This window comes from uncultured Thiothrix sp. (assembly GCF_937876535.1).
Taxonomy (GTDB): domain Bacteria; phylum Pseudomonadota; class Gammaproteobacteria; order Thiotrichales; family Thiotrichaceae; genus Thiolinea.
In genome coordinates, this window is sequence record NZ_CALFHZ010000005.1 from 108,199 (window position 1) to 126,772 (window position 18,574).

Annotated in this window: 5 protein-coding genes; 3 read left to right on the forward strand and 2 right to left on the reverse strand. The window is 45.6% G+C overall.

Features of this window, described 5'->3' with window-relative positions:
* Positions 1 to 77: 77 nt before the first annotated feature.
* Both Q0230_RS01805 and Q0230_RS01810 read right to left on the reverse strand, forming a co-directional pair.
* The gene (locus Q0230_RS01805; RefSeq protein ID WP_298607554.1) at positions 78 to 15,824 is read right to left on the reverse strand and encodes a GEVED domain-containing protein; all 15,747 of its coding nucleotides are present in this window, start codon (positions 15,822 to 15,824) and stop codon (positions 78 to 80) included.
* A 314-nt stretch (positions 15,825 to 16,138) separates the two neighbouring features.
* The gene (locus tag Q0230_RS01810; protein ID WP_298607556.1) at positions 16,139 to 16,930 is read right to left on the reverse strand and encodes a hypothetical protein; all 792 of its coding nucleotides are present in this window, start codon (positions 16,928 to 16,930) and stop codon (positions 16,139 to 16,141) included.
* Between the two features lie 323 nt (positions 16,931 to 17,253).
* Here Q0230_RS01810 and arsC point away from each other — a divergent pair, with 323 nt between their 5' ends.
* Genes arsC through Q0230_RS01825 form a run of 3 tightly spaced genes read left to right on the forward strand, consistent with a single transcriptional unit; the run spans position 17,254 to position 18,565 of the window.
* Positions 17,254 to 17,607, forward strand: coding sequence for an arsenate reductase (glutaredoxin) (gene arsC, locus Q0230_RS01815; RefSeq protein ID WP_298607557.1), 354 nt, complete (start codon positions 17,254 to 17,256; stop codon positions 17,605 to 17,607).
* Positions 17,604 to 18,200, forward strand: coding sequence for an NAD(P)H:quinone oxidoreductase (wrbA, locus tag Q0230_RS01820; protein WP_298607561.1), 597 nt, complete (start codon positions 17,604 to 17,606; stop codon positions 18,198 to 18,200). Before arsC ends, wrbA begins: the two co-directional genes overlap by 4 nt.
* Positions 18,197 to 18,565 (forward strand): DUF2069 domain-containing protein, encoded by a 369-nt coding sequence (locus Q0230_RS01825; RefSeq protein ID WP_298607564.1) that lies wholly within the window; start codon positions 18,197 to 18,199, stop codon positions 18,563 to 18,565. Before wrbA ends, Q0230_RS01825 begins: the two co-directional genes overlap by 4 nt.
* Positions 18,566 to 18,574: the final 9 nt, after the last annotated feature.

The window sequence follows — 18,574 nt, forward strand, 5'->3', positions numbered from 1 at the left end:
CTAACATGCTCATTTTACAGACAGACGGACTCAGGGATAGACGCTAAAAATGACTACCCCATTTGCCTGGTTTTCGTCTATTTAGCCAAACCACCCACCACAATATAATTGCTATTCTTGTTGGTATTGGTGGGGAATAATAGCACATTGGCTAATAACACATTGGTGTCATTGCTTGGCCCCATAAATAGAGTATCCCCATCCATATTTAGATCAGTATCTAAATAGGCCGTCAGGCGATAGCTACTATTTAAGTTCGTATTTTTCGGTGTTTTCAGCACTGTATTGAAAATTAACCCACTATCACTACCAATGCCTGAAGCAATTAAACGCTCATCATGATTCACGTCACCTGCCCACAAGAAGGCCAAACTGGTACTTTCCAAGCGTGCCATTGTTCCAGCCACTTTAGTAGCACTTTGGCTGAAATCCACCCTGACTGCCGTCGAACCTAAAGCCACAGTATTTGCTGTACGTACACCTAAATGATTCCGATGGCGCAAGCTCACAAAATAATTTCCAGCCGCTAGTTTAAAGTTTAGCGAAGCTGAACCTGTGCTTGGATCAATAACATCCCCATCACGTTGTAAAAGTGCTGCTTTACTTGCCAAAATGGTGTTTGGATCATTTGCAGCACGCAATTCAACTAAAACCCAATCGACTAGAGCCTCTTTGCCAGTGACCGTCGCTAAATCTAAATTCAACTGTTCATTACCAGAATAATTAAACGGATTTGCACTATAAGGCTGAGTCATCGGCAATAAACCAAGCGCCCTTAAATTATCTTGCATCAACCCTGCACTAGCCAGATAAGCCCCTTGCAGCAAGGCTCTAGTTTGCAGGTTAATACCCTCGTTTTGCTGATCATCAATCACAGCAATGTTTAGACTGCTGACACTACTTAAGCCCTGAGCATCCATAACACGCACTTCAAGATCATAAATATTGTCATTACCCGCATCTAAAGGTGCTTCGAAATCAGGTGGGCTAACAAAACTCAACTCACCATTCTGTGGATTGATTTTAAAACGCGCCCGATCCGCTCCACCGGAAATCGCATAACGAATACCTTTACCTTCTTCATCACCTGCGTCTTGATCATAAGACTCGATATTCAGTGCGACACCTGTAGTACCTTCTAAGAACTCTGTTTGACCTTCATTAAGGATACTTGGTGGCTCATTAATATCTTGCACTCCAACAGCTACAGGGCGCACATAATCTTTGCCATTCACAGTTGCAGTAATATCCAAATCATAAATATTATCGCCACCACTATCACTGGGCGCTTCATAATCACCTGGCATCGGTAGAATAGCTGCTTTATTGATTGAGGCAGAGCGCGCTCCAATAATATTCGGCTGCCGGAACACAATCAGTTGGCAATCTAAACTAGCACCCGGTTCAGGATCTTGCACGATGAATTGATTACCATCAGCACCGCCACTAATGACATAAGTAATCGGATTACCATTCTCATCCGTCGATTCAAGATAAGTAATCACGGCAGCATTTTCATTGATGGTCATTTCTGTGCCGTTGCCATTAATCAAATCCGTACACACAGAGACTTTACCATTACGGACTCCAGAGAATTCTGAGGTACTGCCTAAAGTCGTCGGGCTAGTTTTCTCCGTCAAAGTGACCGCAATATTCGCATCTGCAGGAATAGCTTGATTAGCATTTAAACTGCCTTTGAAATTGAGCCTGCCACCACCAGCATGATTAATATCCACATAGCCTAGATAAATTTCACCCTCACCATGTTTAGAGCCATCGGCGGTGGTATTGCGGAAGAACTCGACTCGATAGCCATTGGGATTATTCGGTACATCGAGATCAAAATCATAAGCCAGCACTTTAGTACCATTTGAGCTAATCGACGAACCAGCCGCCACTTCAGGATAGTTCAGCAGCTTATTCGCGCCTGTATCAGTATCTAAATCATCATTGGCTGTGACTCCATCTACACCGAGATCAATCCCTAAACCACCATTGTCATGAATGCTATTTTGGCTATAGGTATTGCCGATGCCATTCCCTAGGTGTGCAATCCCTGCCCAAGTATTGTTGGCAATCGTATTAGTAAGCACACGATTATTCAGAACCTCATTGATTAAACTGATGCCATACTGGTGGTTATTGAGACTTGAGACGCGCTGAATTAGGGTATTATCGGCATCATCAATCACCACACCACTACCAGCAGCATAACTCACAGTAAAATCACGCAAGACTGAACCATTAGCAGTAGGCAGCAGAGTCACGCCGTTATTCGTACTATTCGTTAAAACAATCGCTCCAGCTCCCAGATTGGCAAGCTGAGTACGTCCATCAATCGCGGTATTAGCTCGTTCGAGGTTTAAAGAGCCACTGCTCAAATTAATCAGTGCTTGCCCATTAGTCAGCTGTGCTAGTGGAATCATGAAAATACTAGTTTCAGTTCCGTGCGGATAATCCATAGCTAAACTGATCGGTAAAACTTGAGCTAAAGCCTCAGTCGACAAAACTTTATTATTCAATAAGAACTGGCGTAAAGATCCTTGACCCGTATCATTAGTATTGACCACAGTACTAAAGTTAAAGCCAAAACTCACGCCCGCAACCTCACCACCGGCAATAGTAATCGGTTGCACAGTTTGTGCGACTGTACCATCCGCAAAACTGAAATTGTTGGGATTCAAGGCTTGGTTACTTACATTTGCAGGTGCATCCATTAGTGCGGGAGCACGTCCACCCACTTCACTCAAGACCGCATTGCTACCATCAGTACGATAGGTTTGCACACCCAACTCAGTGCCATTGGAGCCAGCACGATTAGAATGCACTGTATTATTCACAACCCGCACCAAGTAATTGCCATCAGCGAGTTCAGTGAAGCTATACACACCTTTAGCTCCCCCTACCAACGCGCTACTAGTGCTCGCTAGTTTCACCCCACTAGCGTTATACAATTCAATCACAGCATTATTAATGCCAATTGTACCTTGAGTACTTAAAGGCCGCCCTACACCACCGCCATAATTCAAGTCTTCAAAGATCGTACCTTTGATTTCACCATGCGCTGTTGAATAAGTCACAGTAGGTGAAAACTCTGAGGTCCCCACATTTTGTACACTAGCAGTGGCTGTTAATAAATCACCACCCACAACTCCAGCTGGAATGGGTAAACTAAAGCTGAAAGCTTTCATCCCAGTTTGGACATTTCCGTCTGCATCGGTCGGTAAACTACAATCAGCCGTATCGCTATCACCCGTCGCCCCTTCGATTAAGCTTGCTAGGAAGACTTGCCCCTCACCATAATCCTTAGTACGCCCAAATTTATTTGCACCCGCGGCTGCCGTGCCTACGGTCACATCTGCTTCATACAACTCAATCGTTGAGCCTGTTGGTGCACAGCCCTTTAAGAGCATAGTTGTCCCATCTAAACGGGCTGAGACTAACATGGGGAAGTTCAGACTATCATTCGCATAGCCTGTATCAGCATCATTCGCGTCATTGATGGTCACATTATCATTATTAAGATCAATGCCTAAACCAAGATTGGCGTAAATGCTATTGCGTCTTACCGTATTCTGATTCGAGGCAGCTCCTACAATGGCAATTCCATCGCCTTTATTGTACGCAATCTGATTAGCCTCAGATGTTGCATAGCCACCTATCACCACGCCGTTGGACGCTTCAATCCAAACCCCAGCACCATCATTCGCAAGCGGGGTAGTGCCATCTAAGGCCAAACCAATGCGATTACCCAGCAGTGAAGTCGAAGTGAAAATACTACTATTGCCCGACAGGGTGATAATGAATATTCCATTGCCGCCATTCCCAGAGATAGTGTTATGACTCATACTTAAGCCAGTAACGCCATTTTCAATATCAATCCCATGTGAGCTATTCCCACGATCTAGCGTACCCGCTGCATTTAAACCAATCAGATTATTCGTAATCGTAGTACTAGGGCTGGTGACTAGATGAATGCCACGGGTTTTATTCGCAGCCACCACATTACTACGGATGGTGACACCTGTGGTGGTTTGGGTTTCAATACCCGCATTCAGATTGCCCGCATCACTCAAGCCATCGGCTTTTAAACCGACAAAGTTATTTTCTATCAGCGTGTTCGAGGTTGTACCAGCAATAAAGACACCAATCACTTTACTGGCAGCAATCAGATTGCGATTAGCACTATTACCACCACCAATCACTACATTGGCGGAGTCATCCACATAAATCCCATGCAACTGATTCCCCACAGCCACCATGCCGGAAACATCTAGACCCACATAGTTGCCCGCAATCACAGTGCCAGGACTCTTGCTATTCCGAATCCCGCTTAGGAGATTACCCGCAATAATATTGCGTCCGGCTGGAGTACTATTTCCAATCACAGCATTCTGGGTATCAGCTAGGAAAATACCATTATCGGTATTACCTAAATTCTGCGTACCGGTAATATCTGTGCCTAAGTAATTGCCAAGAATCGTGATTCGATTAGTACCAAAGCGGGTATTAATGGCATCTTTGAAATTAGCCGCAATCACATTGCGTTCTGCAGCAGTCGTGCCACCAATCGTGATGTCAGTAGCTGTCTTGGTGTAGATACCATAGCCAGTGTTACGCAAAGCAGCTGTCCCACTTGCATTCGTGCCAATTAAATTGCCGGTGACAGTAGCAGTGGCAACACCTTCTAGCCAAATGCCTGAACTCACATTATAAACTGGCGCTACACCCGCAATAATATCGTTCCCTGAGATTAAATTATTCCGAATAGTAATCGCGGAAGATGGGGTGGTTGCTGTTGTGGCTTTACCCGCATAAATCCCCGCATAACTTGCACCTTCCCGATTATTAGAACGTGGCAGAGTACCGCTAATATCAGTACCAATATAGTTGCCCTCGATGGTAGCGGTCGTGACTGCTTCAAGCCGCAGACCATCGCGCGCATTCCCAGAAATGAGATTGCGCTCATCAGTGCTATTCCCACCTACTTTTAGATCAGTCGCGCCCGCTTTCACTAACAGACCATTCGTGCCATTAGAGGCAAGGGTTACTCCATCAGCGTTTAAACCTAAGTGGTTACAGGTTACTGCTAAATGATCAGCATTTGCTGTCCCTTGGATCCCTGCTTCAGTGAATTTACCAATAGCGAAACCACGTACCATGACATTAGCAGCATCAAGCGTTAAACCACTAGTATTGATACCTGCATTGCTGCCATCCAAAACGATTTTTAAACTACGGTTACTGACTGCACAGGACGCACCCGCTTGAGTGGCTGCATTCAAAGCAGTCGCTACGCCGGTTAAGCTCGGTAAAGCACTAGTTGGCGTAATAACATGCGGCCCAGCACCCGGAATCATGAAAATACTGTTTTCTAGCCCAGCGCTGAGACCAACCTGCGCTAAGCTGGCTTCTCCCCCCAGCAAATTAGCATTGAGAATAAACTGCCTTAAAGAACCCTGACCGCTGTCATTGGTATTTACAATCGTGTCAAAGTTAAAGCCAAAGTTCACCCCTGTGACCGCACCCTCGGCAGTGACCTTTTGCAGATTTTGCACTGGCACACCACCCGTTAAGGTCGCGGTACTTGGCGATAACACTTGAGCGCCTGTATTCGCAGCGCCATCATTCGCGGCTGGATTACGGCCACCAATCTCAGTGGTAACAGCCGCAGTGCTATCAGTACGATAAGTCAGTACACCTAACTCCGCTCCAGTGCTACCAGATCGTGTTGAGTTCACGGTGTCACTCACGACCCGCACATAATAATCGCCCGCGCCAATGCCCGTGAATTTATACACACCCGCTGTGCTACCCTCAATAGCTGTAGTGGTGGTAGCGACCAAACTTCCTGTGCTGTTATAAAGCTCAAGTTTAGCGCCATTGATACCTACTCCAGCCGCCAGCCCTAAATCGCGCCCTGCACCACCACCGTAGTTAATGTCTTCAAACACTCTGCCAGCTACACTGACTGAAGGTGGATCAAAACCAAAGTTTTTATCGATCTCTACCGTATTGGCTGCAACCGTGACATTGGTCAGTGGATTAGTCGTACCAATAGTATAACCCGCGGGCAAATCAGGATCATTCGTATCCACCTGAATCCGATAGGTTTTGCTGGCATCAATATTGATTAAACCATAAGCACCATTTGCATCCGTGATGACCGTGGTGACTAAGCTATCATCACTCGTGATTGCCGGTGTGCCGTTTTGGTCATAGAGCGCCACACTAATCGCTGCAATGCCGGTTTCAGTGGCATTATCAAATGCATTATTCGCATTCAGATCTTTATAAACTTTGCCAGTGATAGTGCCAGTGCTAATACAAGTTAAGCCGGTTACCCAACGCGCGGGCGCAATAATGTCTTGACGACTAGCACTGGTCAGATTCCATAACCAGAAAATGGTTTGTTCAGGATATTGAGCTTGCCCATTCGTGCCTGCTACCCGATCCACGATTTTCTGCATCAAGGCTTTCATTACAGTGCGCTGACCCGCAGTGAAATTCGAATTACTATCAATATGAGTACTAATGACACTCGCTAAATTCTCACCGAAATAGGTGTAGTACCACGTCATATAAGTCATTAAGTCATCTAAACGGCTCTGCTGCCTGCCATTAGTAGTCACGGGTGCCAGTGCAAAAACAATATCAGGATCGTGTAAAGCACTATATAAACGCGCCAGCTTAGAACGCTGCAAGGCAGTTAAACCTTGCCGATCAATTGGATTAGCTTGATAGCTGTCCCCATCTAAAGGATCAGCGTCGGCTTTTTCCGCACAATAGCCCGTCACTAATTTATTATTAAAGACAAAATCATAAGCATTCGGATGGGCATTGCTAAAACTGCTATTCGCTGTACCTGTTAGGCTTTGATTCAAACAGCCCGTAGGACTGCTTAGTACAAAGCCAAAATCCTGATGGCTACTTGTTGAACCCGCACTTGGACTCGTTAAACTAATCGTCCAATAGGGGCTAGCTAAACTCGCATCGGAATCAAGGCTCGTATCCACACCTGCGTGTAAACTAGTAAGCGCCCAATCGGTTTGTGGAGCAGTGGATTCGAAATTGGCAATGCGTAGTTGATAGGCTGTAGCAGGAGTTAAACCTGAGTTGGTATTAAACTGATAAACACCATTCGCATCGGTCAAAGTAGTTGCAATGATGCTAGCGGTAGCTGGGTTATATAACTCAACCTGAGCACCCTCAATTCCTGCATTGGCACCCTCGTTTTGTAGACCATCATTATTAGTATCAAACCAAACTTCACCCGTAATTTTGGTTTCGGGGGCAGCGATATTGACTAGATAATCCTCCACCTCGCCCTTGGGGGTGGCGGTAATGGCATCAAGATTGCTTGTATTTGACCATCTAAAACGAGCATAAGTTGACCCGACAACCGCAGTGCTGGGTACATTGATAGTGAAACCAATACTGCCCGCACCAGCAATACTATCACCACTACTATTGTCTTGCAGATTGGTCACGACTTGTTCATTAGCATCTGCGAAATCACCGTCTTTATTCCAATCAAACCACGCTTGTAGATACCCATTCGTGCCTGCAACGCTTGCACTTAAAGTGGCTGCTTCCCCAGCGCGCAAGGCAGGAATGATGACTCCATCCTCATCATCAGAGCCAGTCGTATCATCTCCAGTCGCAGTAGTATTTGCTTGAGTCGCACCTTCGGCGTCAGGCAAGCCACTCCCTAAATAAGTACCTGCCACAATCGTATGCACCGGTGAGCCATAGCTCAAAGGTGCATCGCCATAATCACCCACCACTGCACCACAGGCACAAGCCCGTGGGCTACCATCCCAGTTTTTATTGCTTGAAATATTGTTATACAGCTCTAAGACTTGGGCATCACTTGGCTGTTGATTGATGATATAGAACTCATCCAGATAGCCTTCATAACCTGCCAAACGGAAATTACCCAGTGCTTTTTGAATCCCGCCCGTGAAAGCATTACTGCCTTTTAACACACCATTGATATACAGTTTCATGCCTTGAGAGCCGAAGCTGACTACCGCATTCACCCATTGACTATCATTGGTGGCACCTTGTGTTTGAGTTGTGTAATAGGTTTCACCGGTATCGATTTTATAGCTGGTGCCATCCACCACTAAGTCGACAGCGACTGTTCCCTTTCGATATTCAGTACTAGGTTTTAAGGACATTCTAAAGCTATTAGAATTACTCCAACTGCGCTCCACTAGAGGGGCATCGCCCCAAATACTGTTGTAATCATAAAACCAGATAGAAATCGCCCCACTAGTCAAGGCATATTCTGGAATCGACGGGACTTCCAGATTCCAGTTATCCGCACGGACTGCGGTACAGGCGTAGGGCTTATTGTCCTCAGTGATAATGACGGGTGTACCCACAGCCGTATTATGCTTGGGGGAAGAATCTAAATTCGCACCACCGCTACCACAATCATCAAAACGGTATTCACCAATCACGCCTAAAGAACTGGTAGCAGAGGCAATCGTGAGTTTGTAATCCTCAACTTCACCCTCTTTGGCAGCACCCGTTGCCCCTAAATTAGGGGTCGATGACCAACGGAACCGTGCATAAGTAGGATTGGTACTAGCAGTTGCTGGTACGGTCACATTAAAACTCAGAATCCCATTGCTTGTATTCGTATCACCACTAGCATTGTCAGTGAGATTTTGGGCAATTTGCTCGCCACTATCTAAGAAATCACCATCGGCATTCCAATCAATCCATGCTTGCAAGTCATTAGTTCCAGCCGTTGGCTCACTAAGGCTTACAGTTACTGTCGCGGTTTGCCCCCGCACAAAGTTCGGCAAGTTCACGCCATTTTCATCATCACTGCCTGTAGTATCATCGCCATCGGCATTCGCATTATTCAAAGCGTTTGCTTCACTATCGGGCGCACCACTGCCTAGACTTAATCCTGAAACAATCACATGTTTAGCTGAACCATAGCTTGTGGGTGCATCGGAATAATCAGAGGCTTGCGCTAAGGGAAACAGTTGGTTAGCGCAACTTGCTCCATCATTATTGTTATACGGTACAACCCCAGAAGGTGCTGATAAATCGGTATAGCTCGCGGTGGGAGTAGCTGTCTCCACACCAGAAATATCAATCCGGAATAAATGCCCATCACCATTACGCGCCCCGTATAAATTACCAGCTAAATCCCCATAGACAGCACCTAAAGTACCGGTCTGTGAAGAGGCAATGGAGGCAGGCCGCGCTAAAGGAGCACCAATTAATTGGAGCGTCCCTTTGGTATAACCAGTACTGGCATCCAGAGCGACCCGCATCAGTTGTGCACCAGGTGTAGGATCACTTGCTACGCGGCCATAAATGGCATACAACCATTTTTCATCCGCACTGATCACAAAGTCTTGTGGTCCAGTTGGTGAACTCCCCGTAGCAGTTGAGATAGGGAGACCCGCCGTATCAATGAAATCGACGACGGTGGGTGGATTAGTGGTGACATCTATTTTATAGAATTTAGCGTCAGAACTACTCATATAGAAATAGCCGCTATTGCTAAAAGCACCCCCTGCATAATTTTGATTATTTGGTGGAACTGGTAAGCCCCCTGTGGCGACCGGCCAAGGCATCGCCGCCCGCGCACCATTCGAGCCAATCCGCACTATCGCACCCGTTGAACTTCCGGAATTGGCACTAACAATCACCGTGCCATACAAATAGCCATCCTGCTCACGATACGCCAGATTACTATATCGCAAAGGTTTCGTTGGTGTACCTAAAGGAATCAGTGGCGCGCTTAAACTATAACTACCTGCATTAAAACTCAGTTTACGTAAATGCGTGGGCGAATCACTGGTTTCCGCTGAGCCATACCAAACTGAAGCATCGCAAGATTGAGCCGGTAGCATGGCGACATCCAGCGCATAGTCTTCTACTTCACCGTTAGCTGCTGAGTTGCTCGTAGTCAAATTTTGGGTAGACGACCAACGGAAACGCGCGTAAGTACGGGTAGCGGCTGCATTACTTGGCGGCGTCACAATGAAGTCAATCGTACCAGGTGTGCTATTCAAATCGAGGGCAGATCCATCAGTGAGATTAGTCACAACCTGCTCACCACTATCGGCAAAATCACCATCCGCATTCCAATCAATCCAGCCCTGCAAATAACCAGCACCAGTAACATTGACCGAAACTTGGGAGTCGACACCCTGCCACATTGGATAGAGAGTTACGCCATCTTCATCATCATTGCTGGCATTATCATCGCCATTGGCAAGAACTGAGGCTTGAGCAGCCGTTTCTGTATCGGGCACACCTGCCCCTAAATACATCCCAGCCACGACACCATGCACAGGTGCGCCATAGCTAGCAGGTGCGTCCCCATAATCACCCACTACCCCACCACAAGCACAGGTACGGTCACTACCATCCCAGTTTTTATTGGCAATGATATTGCTATACAACTGTTGAACTTGAGTATCAGTCGGCTGCTGATTGAAGATATAGAATTCGTCGAAATACCCCTCAAGGCCGGGCAATCTGAAATTACCTTGGACATTTTGCAAGCCACCGGTATAGGCATTCGTACCTTTCAATACCCCATTGATATACAGCTTCATCCCTTGCGAGCCAAAACTCACCAGCACATGCATCCACTGCGTATCATTCAATGAGCCATTATTCAGAGTGCTGTAATAGGTTTCACCGGTATCAATCGCGTGCCCATTCAGATTAACCGTCACACCGCCGTGTAAATTATCTGTGGTCTTTTGCAAGCTGATATTAAACTTTTCAGACCAGCCTTTATCCACTAAGCGTGCCGCATCATTCCAGACGTTTTTATGGTCATAAACTAAGATCGAAACGGCACCACTGGCTAAGGCGTAATCGGCAATATGTGGAACTTCCACATTCCAATTGTTATTCGTAATCGCCGTGCATGCATAAGCTTTAAAATCTTCCGCTAAAACCTGAGCGCTGCCTTGTGCGGTGTTATTTTTACCCGAGGCATCTAGATTCCAACTGCCACTGCCACAATCATCAAAGCGATATTCACCCACTACACCTAAGGTGGGCGGCGGACTATTTAGATCAAAACCAAAGTCTTGATTAGCTGTTGTTGTATTCGCCACCACACTGACATTCAAGAGCGGATTGGTAGTGCCAATCACTGCACCATTGGGTAAATCAGAATCAGTGGTATCGACCTCAATACGATAGGTCCGTGCGGTATCAATGGCTGCAAAGGTATACACACCTGTGTTATCGCTATTAGTCGTATTGACTAAGCGATCATCAGCGAAATCGTTCGGTGTACCATTTTGATCATAGAGGCTGACCTTAATTGCATTGATACCTGCCTCAGTTGCATCATAAGCATTATTTTTATTCGCATCAGTATAGACGCGGCCACTCATACTCCCCGTACTACAAGCTGCTTCAACTAAGCTCACATCGTCAATCATCAGCTCGTTGGTGGGTGCAGTCGTCCTCACACCATTATCGGTACACCATTCTGAAGTTTGTAACTCACACCAATTAGTACCGACATGTCCATAGTTAATAAAAGCAATACTTGAGTTGGTTGTAGTAGCAGTGAACTCGATTGCATAAGTTTGCACACCTTCTGAATCACCGGGTGTTTTAAAATGTATCGAGCCGCCAGGTGCATCGACACGCATCACTCCAGAGATATACGGCCCAGCTTCCGGAATGGCCTTAAAATACAAGCGGTAGCTTTTACCGACTTGAGTTGGGAACGAGCGGATTAGTTTTAAAGGCTCTGGCCCCCACTGCGAAGTCCAAGCATTGCGATTAAAATCATCTGGTATATCACGCATCGCAATCGCCTCAATCGGCGAGCTTAAATGCCCATTACTGTCAAAGGTAAAGCCATTGGTAAAGATCGGGGTAATGCCCCTTAAATGACCGCTTCCAAAATAAACCGATTTTCCTTGGGCAGGTATGACCTCTCGTACATCCGCATAGGTATCTGCACCTCCACCCGCCCGAGTCCAATCCCGAATCCCCTGAGCATCAGGGCGATTAGGTCCCCACTTCATAGTCGGTAAGTCATTAAAATCATCTTGGAAAATAGTTTTTTGGCAGGCTAGCGGGGTGACATTACTCACAATACTAAGGCTGGGGCTATCGACAGGAACTAACTGATAAATCGCAAAGGTATAATCCTCAACCTCGCCACTATTTGCAGTACCTGTGGGCGTATTAGCACTAAGCTCTGACTCATTAGCTAAACGCACCCGCAGAAAGGTCGTTCCAAACTTAATGTCACTCGGCAGCGTACTCCATACCAGATTTAGCGTGCCATTGACCACATTAGTGGGCACTGTCACTGAAGTTGCTTCATCAGCATCAAACACTCCATTTTTATCAAAATCTAGCCATGCATACAGCTTAGCGACTGAAGTGGTGGTATTGGTAACCTTATAAGGCAAGGTGTAACTAGTATCGGTGACTCTTAAAACAGGAAACCGTGAGGCTTCACTCGGCCCTGCTGGGTGAACCGCAGCGGGAGCACCATCTTCGTCATAGTCATCACCAAACGCATTAAAACTGTACTGGCTTGCAGGCTCAGCATCAGGAGCGGTCAGCCCTAATTTCAAGCCACTAACAATGATATGACTCGCGCTGCCATAACTGGCGGGGGCATCGCCATAATCTTTGGTACTGGTATTACCCGCAGGATCAAAACCAAAGTTAGCGGTTTTAATATTACCAACCATTGGCACTAAACCACTTAAAGGATTAGGTGTGCCAAGCGTTAAACCACTAGGTAAATCCGGGTCAGCAGCATCCACCTCCACACGATAACTAGCGGTGCTGTCTAAATAAGCAAATAGATAATGGCCATCAGCAACTGTAGCAACCGTTTCTACTAAGCGGTCATCAGTGGTATCTGTGGGCGTACCTTTTTCGTCATAGAGCTTAATCGTTATGGCGGGAATCGTCGTTTCCGAACCCATGTCATAACTATTATTTAAGTTCGCATCTTGATAGACATAGCCGCCAATTGAACCCAGTACGCAAGCAGACTCTACTAATTTGACATTATCAATGCTCAATTCATTGGCTGACTTGCCGCCATTATCTGTCCCACCAACCGTACACCAAGCACTGTTTACAACATTGCAATAATCTGAGCTATTCGGGCCAAAATGCCCATAATTCAGAAAACTAATTGTCGAGTTAGTGCTAGTAGCTGTGAAATCGATAGCATAATTGAGAATACCCTCATCACCGCCGGGTGCTTTAAAATGAATAGAGCCGCCGGGTCCATCCACGCGCATGATGCCAGGTGCATAATTACCCGTTTCGCGTAAGGCAGAGAAATATAAGCGATAAGTTTTACCTACAGTGGTTGCAAAGGAGCGCGATAAACTAACAGGTTGCACCCCCCAGTGGCTATTTCTAACCGTAGCCGTATCTGCGGTTGGATCTAAGTCATCAATCGTATCGCGGAGTGCAATTGCATCAATAACCGTTAAAAGCTTGCCTTGGGTGTCAAAACTAAAACCTGTCCCCAGATTCGGACTGATATTGCGAACATCCCCATTCCCGAAATAGACCGAAGTTCCATAGCCTAACCCCCAATCCATAAAACGCGCATAAGTATCCACCCCACCGCCAGCCGTATTCCAAGAGCGAATTGCCACTGCATTAGCACGATTGGGTGCCCAGAAAGTCGTTTCTGAAGGTGTTAGGTCATTGAAATCATCTTCAAATACCACTGACTGACAAGCTAAAGCTGTGGCATTACTGGTGACGGAAATACTCGGGCTATTCGGCGGAATATCCATCTGAATCGGCAGAATGAAATCCTCTACTTCACCATTCGGGGCAGCTCCAGTCGGTTGGACAGCAGCACTGGCATCTGTGGTGAAACGTAAGCGCACATAAGTTGTACCTAGTTTGATATCCGTTGGAATATTCGGCCAAGTCAAAGTCGTATTCGTATTATTCGAGCCAGTTGGCACATCGACACTAGCCATTTCGTCCGCATCGAAACTGCCACTTTTATCAAAATCAATCCAACCGGCCAATTTAGCTGTATTACCTGTTTGATTGGTAGTCCGGATCGTGGTGCTATAGCTCATATCGGTCATTTGCAAGACAGCAAATTTTGCAACCGGTGAACCTGCTGCTTGGGGCGGGGGGCCATCTTCATCAGCACCATCCCCATTAGCACGAATCGAATGAGCACTCATGGGGTCAGGATCAGGGCTATTGCTTCCTAAATACAGATTAGTCGCACCTAATTTATGCGCAGCCACGCCAAAACTAGCGGGTGCATCACCATAATCAAGGCTATCGGTACAGTTCTGACTGTACTCGACCCCATCCACCCACATGGAACCCGCTTCATAGCTAATTCGGATGTATTGAGTACCGCCTGTATTGGCGTTGATCACCACACGTGACAAACTATTTAAAGGCGCTGTCCCTAAACTACCACTACTCCCAAAACTACCTTTACTACTAAACACTAACCCATCCAAGGACACTTCAATCTTCACCCGAGCGGAACTATCAACCGGTGCTAGTGACAACAAGATGGGTGAGTCAGCGGGGATGGTTTTACCTAAATCTAAAGTGAGGACACCGCTTGCATTAATTTTTGCAGAGTTACTCGCCGTCGCAGTGGTACCTAAAGCTTGTAAAGTCCCAATGGCTTGATTGGCATTTTCAAGGCCTGCAATACTATTACCAGTAGCAGCACTCGCATTACCCGTTTGATTTTGAATTTGACCATCGGCAGGGCAGATTTTTACAGTAGCTAGCGTTTTATAAGTCCCTGTACAAGTACTAGGTGCATCCAGCTCTGTAGGACGCGCAAAGGGTAGACGAATCGTATTCGTAGCCAATGTATTGTAATAATCAAATAACAAACTACCCGTTTGACTTTCATCGTAGAAATTAATCGGGTTTAGTCCATCCCCTGTAAATGCCCCTTGATTACGAGTTGTCCCCGCAAAGATTAAAGCCCCAGAACCACTAAAAGATGCATTATTAGTAAAATCGCCCCCTGCTACCTTAGCACCGAGTCCATTATAAAAAGCAGCATTATTCTGCCAAGGCCCACCGGGTGCACCAGAGGCATTCGTGATGAGAATCGTGCCAGTGTTACTGAAACCCGAGGTATTATTGTTAAAGCCATCATAGGAAACTAAGGTGCAATAATTCCGTAGTAATGCACCTGAGTTTGCATTAATGAATTTCTTCGCATAAATCCGCCCATAATTATCGAAAGTACCCGCTGGATTGAAGTTTCCTTCGGTTTCGAGGCGATAATTATTAGTGAGTGTCGTGCCTGACTGCGTATTAAAATCCTGCTTAGCAACAATCAAACCATCATTAGTCAGGCTCGAACCATTCGCTAGCATAAAGCTGTTAGCCATCGTCATGGTGGCATTCGCACGATTTTTTAAAGTCACTGACCCATTAAAGTTTAAGCCGCTAGTGAAGTCCCATAAGCCATAGTTGTCCAAAACTACGCCACTGTTAAAGGAGAAGGTTTGGAACTTGACCGTACCGTAATTGCTAATCGACCCAGCGCTATTATTTAAATTACTAGGGCTAAAGGTCGCGCCACTCTCTACGCAGATGCTGGAATTACTAGGAAAGTTATTAATCGTGCCAGTATAAATACCACTTGCGATCTTTAACGATTGCCCGGAATTTAAGTCATAATTGGCACTACCCCCCGTATTGGTATAGGTGTAACTACTAGTACAACCTAAAGCGAAGAGCTGCTCGCTGAGTATAAATAGGCATAAGCCGCATAGCAGCCGGACGAGAACACTATTGGCAAGTGTAGGCGAGAAGATCATGCCATTCGCTCCATTATTTTTATAATTATTCAGCGTATTTCAGCTTGGCTTTTCAGCTTAAGTAACAGCTTGTGATAAGACCGAGACGCTCGCTAGATTTAGGCAGTAAGCGTATTGAAATTAAGCAAGCCACCGCTAAGCTCATAGGGCGGGGCACTTAATTTTTATGTATTTTTCAGCAGCAAAGCCTTATCGATCTATTTAATAATACATCATCAATTTAATTAATTACAGGATTGTAAGGCTAGTTTGTATGAGTATAAACTGAGCACTGGCTTAATTACCTAGCTTTCCAATTGAAAAGCTTGAAGTTTTTAGTAACCATTTCCACGCAAAATATAATTGCCTGCTAGTGAAGTATTCGTTGGATGGGATAAGACATTGGTGATCAGTAAATTAATATCATTGCCAGGGCCTGCGGCTAGCGTCTCACCATCTAAATTCAAATCCGTGGCAGCATAACTGGCTAAGCGGTAACTAGTATTAAAGGCTGTGTTCGCACTAGCGCTCAAGACTACAGTGATCAGCGCCGTACTATCGCTCCCCACACCATTAGCAATCACTTGTTTATCCTGATTAATATCACCTGCCCACAGTAGTGCCTTAGTTTTATTGATCACCCGACTATTTTGCCCCATTACTGCAAAACTTGGATCGCTAAAGTCTAAGAACGTATGGGTAAAACTTAAGGCTGGCGCGGTCGCAGTCACCACCCCTAAATGATTCCGATGGCGTAAGGCTACATAATAATTGCCTGTAGTAACATTTAGGAAAGATAAATTAGTAGAGCCAGTTTGCACATCCATTAAATCACCATCAGCCTGCACGCCTACCGATTTTTGCGCAAGAATAAGGCTAGGATTAGTCGCACTACGTAATTCCACTAAAAGCCAATCGACTAAAGCATCCGCATCGCCCCCCAAAGAAACACTGGTGAGAGAACGATTTAAAGCTTCAGTACCAGCATAATTAAAGGGTGTGCCTCCATAAGGCTGCTGAAGAGGAATTAAACCCTTCGACCTCAAACTATCCCGCATTAAGCCCGTAGTTACCTCATAAGGGCCTTGTAAATAAGCACGTATCTGTAGATTAATGCCAATTTGCATGCTTTTAATGCTTGTTTCGGCACTGAAGACTGGGTGTGAACTCAACAGACTAGTTATAAAAACTAATGATAAAAGACGAGCCGCTTTAGTGGAAACCAAGACCTTGAGCATTTTCGCTAATCTCCATGAGCAGCATAACTATTGCTATTGAAAAATTATTATTAGAAACTAGAGGAAGCACAGCTATGATAATTTTTACTTATAAGACTAGCCTGCTTATTGACACAAAACAATGATTAAGCGACGGATTGAATAAGGCAATTTACTTGCCTAGACTTTCACATCCGGCTAGATTGCAGCTACGAACTGACAGGAATTTACTCATGGATAACACCGTCACGATCTATCATAATCCCCGTTGCTCCAAATCCAAGCAGGCTTTAGAACTGCTTGAAGAAGAAGGCGTTACCCCCGATGTTATCAACTACCTGAATAAACCACCCAGCGCAGATAAATTGCGTGAACTCTTGGGGATGTTGGGTATTGGTGCACGCGGGTTGCTGCGTAAATCTGAGCAGGAATATGCCGATCTAAACTTAGCGGATAGCAGCCTTAGTGAGGATCAGTTGATTCAAGCGATGGTGAAGCATCCAAAATTGATTGAACGTCCGATTGTGGTCGCTGGTGGTAAGGCGGTGATTGGACGCCCGCCGGAAAAAGTATTGGATTTAATATGACCCAGACTAAACAAGTCTTAATTCTCTATTACAGTCGCCACGGTTCGATTGCAGCGATGGCACAGCAGATTGCTCGAGGTGTTGAAAGTGTCACCCAAACTGAAGCACGCTTACGTACTGTTGCGCCCATTTCTGAAGTCTGCGAAGCGATTGAGCCAAGCATTCCGGATACGGGTGCACCCTATGTAAGTTTAGAGGATTTAAAGACTTGTGATGCCTTGGCTTTAGGTAGCCCCGGACGCTTTGGCAATATGGCTGCACCCTTGAAATATTTCTTGGAAAAGACCAGCAGCTTATGGCTTTCGGGGTCGTTAGTGGGTAAACCTGCAGGTGTATTTACCTCGACTTCTAGTTTGCATGGTGGGCAGGAGTCGACCTTATTATCGATGATGACACCCCTCCTCCATCATGGCATGTTGATCACTGGCTTACCTTATACCGAAGCAGATTTAATTAGTACCCAAACGGGTGGAACACCTTATGGCCCTAGTCATTTGGCAGGCAGCGCTAATCAAGCTAAATTAAAGGATGAAGAAAAACGCCTGTGTTTTGCGCTCGGCAAACGCTTAGCGGAGTTGGCTCATAAGCTATGAAAAATATTAAATTATGGCGTGCCTGCTCAGTAGGTGGTTTATTGGGCTTAATTGCTTTAATTATTTTATGGAATGGCTGGCTTTCTAGCACACAGCAATTTCCACGCTCGCTTGAAATTTTACTCTTATTATTACCCCTGATGCCCTTAGTACGCGGTATTTTAAAAGGTAGTAATCGTAGCCATGTATTTTCGATTTTAGTTTCGCTGCTTTATGCGACTTTAGGGGTTTGGTATTTATTTTCACCGCATGAAGCAGTCTATGGTTGGTTAATGATTCTGGCGAGTAGCTTGCTATATATTGGCGGCTTTATGAGCGCGAAACTGACTGGAACAGGGAAACGCGAACCCAGACAAGAAGGCTAATCTTCAAAT